5 protein-coding genes are annotated in these 3,440 nt (G+C 27.6%); 1 reads left to right on the forward strand and 4 read right to left on the reverse strand.

Translation table 11 applies throughout. From position 1 onward, the window contains the following. Both ACRDDY_RS00775 and ACRDDY_RS00780 read right to left on the reverse strand, forming a co-directional pair. Nucleotides 1-256, reverse strand: a 256-nt coding sequence (locus tag ACRDDY_RS00775) for a hypothetical protein (protein WP_438563061.1), incomplete at its 3' end; no start/stop codon positions are given. Between the two features lie 180 nt (nucleotides 257-436). Continuing rightward, nucleotides 437-1,519: a hypothetical protein gene (locus ACRDDY_RS00780; RefSeq protein ID WP_438563062.1), complete on the reverse strand. Its 1,083-nt coding sequence runs from the start codon at nucleotides 1,517-1,519 to the stop codon at nucleotides 437-439. Nucleotides 1,520-1,671: 152 nt separating this feature from the next. Between ACRDDY_RS00780 and ACRDDY_RS00785 the strand changes: the two genes are divergently transcribed. Continuing rightward, nucleotides 1,672-1,980: a hypothetical protein gene (locus ACRDDY_RS00785; protein WP_438563063.1), complete on the forward strand. Its 309-nt coding sequence runs from the start codon at nucleotides 1,672-1,674 to the stop codon at nucleotides 1,978-1,980. Here ACRDDY_RS00785 and ACRDDY_RS00790 read toward each other — a convergent pair. Together ACRDDY_RS00790 and ACRDDY_RS00795 are read right to left on the reverse strand one after the other, a co-directional pair. Further along, nucleotides 1,958-2,302 carry a hypothetical protein gene (locus tag ACRDDY_RS00790; protein ID WP_438563064.1) on the reverse strand — a complete coding sequence of 115 codons (345 nt, stop codon included), beginning with the start codon at nucleotides 2,300-2,302 and terminating at the stop codon, nucleotides 1,958-1,960. The genes ACRDDY_RS00785 and ACRDDY_RS00790 overlap by 23 nt on opposite strands. A 46-nt stretch (nucleotides 2,303-2,348) precedes the next feature. Continuing rightward, on the reverse strand, nucleotides 2,349-3,440 hold a 1,092-nt coding region (locus ACRDDY_RS00795), incomplete at its 5' end, for a DNA modification methylase (RefSeq protein ID WP_438563065.1).

Consider the following 3,440-nt stretch of genomic DNA (forward strand, 5'->3'; position numbering starts at 1 on the left):
GAGTTGATTTATGGAGATTCTTATAATGTCCTTTTACTTCTTCTCTTTCAGTTATGTGATTCTCTATATCTTTTTCTACTTCTTTGATATAAAGTATTGAGGCGTTAATTCCCTTCTCCCATTTCTCTTTACTAGATAAATTTCTTAATGTGCCATAAGATAATTTATATTCGTAAGCTAACTCTTTTAAATCTTCTCCATATTCAAACCTTTTTCTTATCTCACTCTTTATTTTAGTAGAAACCTTATTTATCATTCTTATGACACACCTCCTATGAAAAGAATAAGTTAAGTAATAAAAATGTCATTTATGTTGCCTATTAGTTAATAAGGAAAAATAGACCAGGTTATCTAAGATATTTCTAGTTATAACCTCTCTATTTTCAAACTCTTTTATGCTATTTTTACTCTCTATAAACTTAACCACTAATTGAAATCAATGGTTAAAAATAAATTCCATCAAATAATTTAACTTTTCTAAATTATTATGATTGGAAAAACTTTTAGTTATTGTTTTAGTTTCTCTTGTTTTGTGCGGCTTATCATACTTATCAACAAGCTCAATTAAGAAGCTATAATCAAATATCCAGCACTTTTCTTCCAGGTATCTATAAACTCCTCTTTTCTCTTTCTTTCCTAACTCTTTTCCTAATTTATTAGCTTTCTTAAAAGCTATAAACTCTCTCTCTAAATTAACCTTTAAGTTTTTCTCCAAATGATGAATACCTTTTTCTATTAATCTAGTTCTTGTATTATGAATAAAAATCTCATCTATCAAAGAAAAGTTAGTTAATATTGTATTTAAACTATTATTTAACTCTTTACTCTTTGCAAAATATGAGAGTGTTTTATTTAGAAATCTCCATTCAAGTCTTGTTATATCTAACTCTACATCTAGCTTTTTAGACTCTTCTGTTTTATCATAAGCAGTTACAAGTGAAGAGCTATAGTTCCCTAATAAAGTTTCATCTTGAAACATTGAACGATAGCTTTTATTTCCTGTATATCTACTAATTTTCTTCAGATGTGGAGTTGATACAAATATCAGTTCTAAGGCTTCTTTAAGTTCTAAGAATGGCTTATTCATGTTTAAATTTATCTCTATATCTTTTATTTTTGCTTCAGATAAATTAATATCTATCCCTTTTTGCTTTAAGTCCTCTATAAGAACTAAAAGAGCTTGTTTAAGCTCATCTACTCTTGAGTTATATACATTGTGTCCATTTAAAATTTTATTAGGATTTAATCTTAAGTTTTTAAAATTAGTCTCCTTTCCATCTGCATATAATCTTGTCGTACTATCTAAGGTATAACTTGGTTCATCTAATAAAAACTTCTCTTGATAAAACTCTTCAGTTACTCTTTCAGTTATATAAAGATTACTGTTATAGCTTATTTCGAAGTTATATAGAGTTAACCAATCTATACCTATTCTAAATATCTTACTGGCATCTAAATTCACATTTATATACCTCCATTCTGCCAACCCCTTTCCCGAACCTTCCTGTAGTTTACACATTGGTTCATCCATATTTTTACTAACTAAAATGCACCAATTAATTGATACATTTTAATCAGTAGCCTACCTTTAAGTAGGCTTGTATATATCCCTCCAAAAAGTTATAATATAATTCTCAGTTACATATAACATTTTTATTAGGAGGTATTTTTATGAATAATTTTAATATTTGTATTAACGGAACATGTCATACGTCACTTCATCTTAATAACGAATCCCTAAATTTAACTGGAATACTTGATGAAAGTCTATTTTTACAAAATAATAGTCATGCCCACATTAACGGAATCGTTTGTAATAATATAAGCATTGATGAAACATCCTCTGTTACCATTAATGGAATGGTTAATGGTACTATTTATAACTATGGAAAATTAGAAGTTTATGGAACTGTTAAAAATATTAAAAATTTTGGAACTTTATTTATTTCTCCAAATGCTAAAGTTGATTCTTCACATTAATACATAATACTTCTATATTTATATTTGAACTATTTATTAGAGAGGAATCTACTTCCTCTCTAATTTTATCCTCAATATTTTTTTTGAAATTTAAATTAACTTCTTCATAATGTTCTATTTTTTCTAAAAGTTGTTTTATTAAATTTATGTCTCTTTTTAGGTCTTCTAGAGTATTTTTTTCATAAAAATTCTCTTTTTTTCTTGAAAATAATAAATGTATTTTTTTATCATCAATCATCTCTAAATTTTGAGCTATTTTTTTACTAATTTTTTTTATTTGAAGAATATTATGAGTTAGTATTTCCGTTTTAATAACTTCCATAATTGCCTCCTTTTAAATTAAATTTTAATTATTAGTAACCTAATTTTTATAGGTTACTAATAATCTCAGAATAAGAAATCTCTTTGCCATCTCTTATTAAAATCACATCTTCTTTTCCTAAGTTTATATATCTTTTTACGATTACATCTACATATCTTGGGTCTAATTCCAATGATCTATTTTTTCTTTCTAATTGGTCACAAGCCATCATAGTTGAACCTGAACCTCCAAATAAATCTAAAACCACATCTCCTTTTTTAGAACTATTCATGATTGCTCTTCCTGGAACTTCTATCGGTTTAGTTGTAGGATGAAGCTCTGACTTCTTCGGTCTTGGAATATCCCAAACATCACACTGTTTTCTGTCTTCTAGTGGATGAAGTCTTGGTGCTCCTTCTAGCCACCCATACCAAATAGGTTCATATTTTGTATGGTAATCTTTCCTTGAAAGAACTAAAGAATCTTTATTCCAGATAATTGTTGATGACCAATGATAATTGTTCTGAGCTAAAGTCAACATCATATTTCCCCATTCTTGTGCTGACATAACAACATAAGTTGGACAACCTTTCTTTGAGAACTCAGCCATTCTTGAAAATATATCAAACATAAACTTCTTAAAATCCTCTGTTCCCATGAAATCATTTAATATTGTTCTTGGTTTGTATCCTTGAGGATTATCTTCTTTTACTCCTCCGTAATTTACATTCCAAGGTGGGTCTGTAAATACTAAATCAGCTTTATCTGTTAACATTACCTTTGTTACATCTTCAACTTTTGTACTATCTCCACAAAGTAATCTATGACTACCTAGCATATATAAGTCTCCAAGTTTACTATATGGTTCTTTTTCTAAATCTACTTCTGGTGGTTCATCTTCTTTAAACTCATCAATTTCAACTTCTAAACTTCCAATATTTAAATCTTTTAGTTCTTCTATTTCAAAACCAGTTAAAGATAAATCTTTTTCATTAATTTCAATCTCTTTTAACTCCAGCTTTAACTTTTCTAAGTTAAAGCCTGTATTCATGGTTAATTTATTGTGAGCTATTATATATTGTTTTTTCTGTATCTCACTTAAGTGATTTAATCTTATTACTTCTACTTCTTCAACTCCCAATTGTTGGAGTGCAATATA

It is taken from the genome of Clostridium sp. (genome assembly GCF_051656525.1).
Taxonomy (GTDB): Bacteria; Bacillota; Clostridia; order Clostridiales; family Clostridiaceae; genus Clostridium.

What these genes read in the sequence shown, in the direction of transcription:
- ACRDDY_RS00780 (WP_438563062.1), bottom strand. Translation starts at nt 1,519, where the DNA reads ATGTGTAAACTACAGGAAGGTTCGGGAAAGGGGTTGGCAGAATGGAGG.
- ACRDDY_RS00785 (WP_438563063.1), top strand. Translation starts at nt 1,672, where the DNA reads ATGAATAATTTTAATATTTGTATTAACGGAACATGTCATACGTCACTT.
- ACRDDY_RS00790 (WP_438563064.1), bottom strand. Translation starts at nt 2,302, where the DNA reads ATGGAAGTTATTAAAACGGAAATACTAACTCATAATATTCTTCAAATA.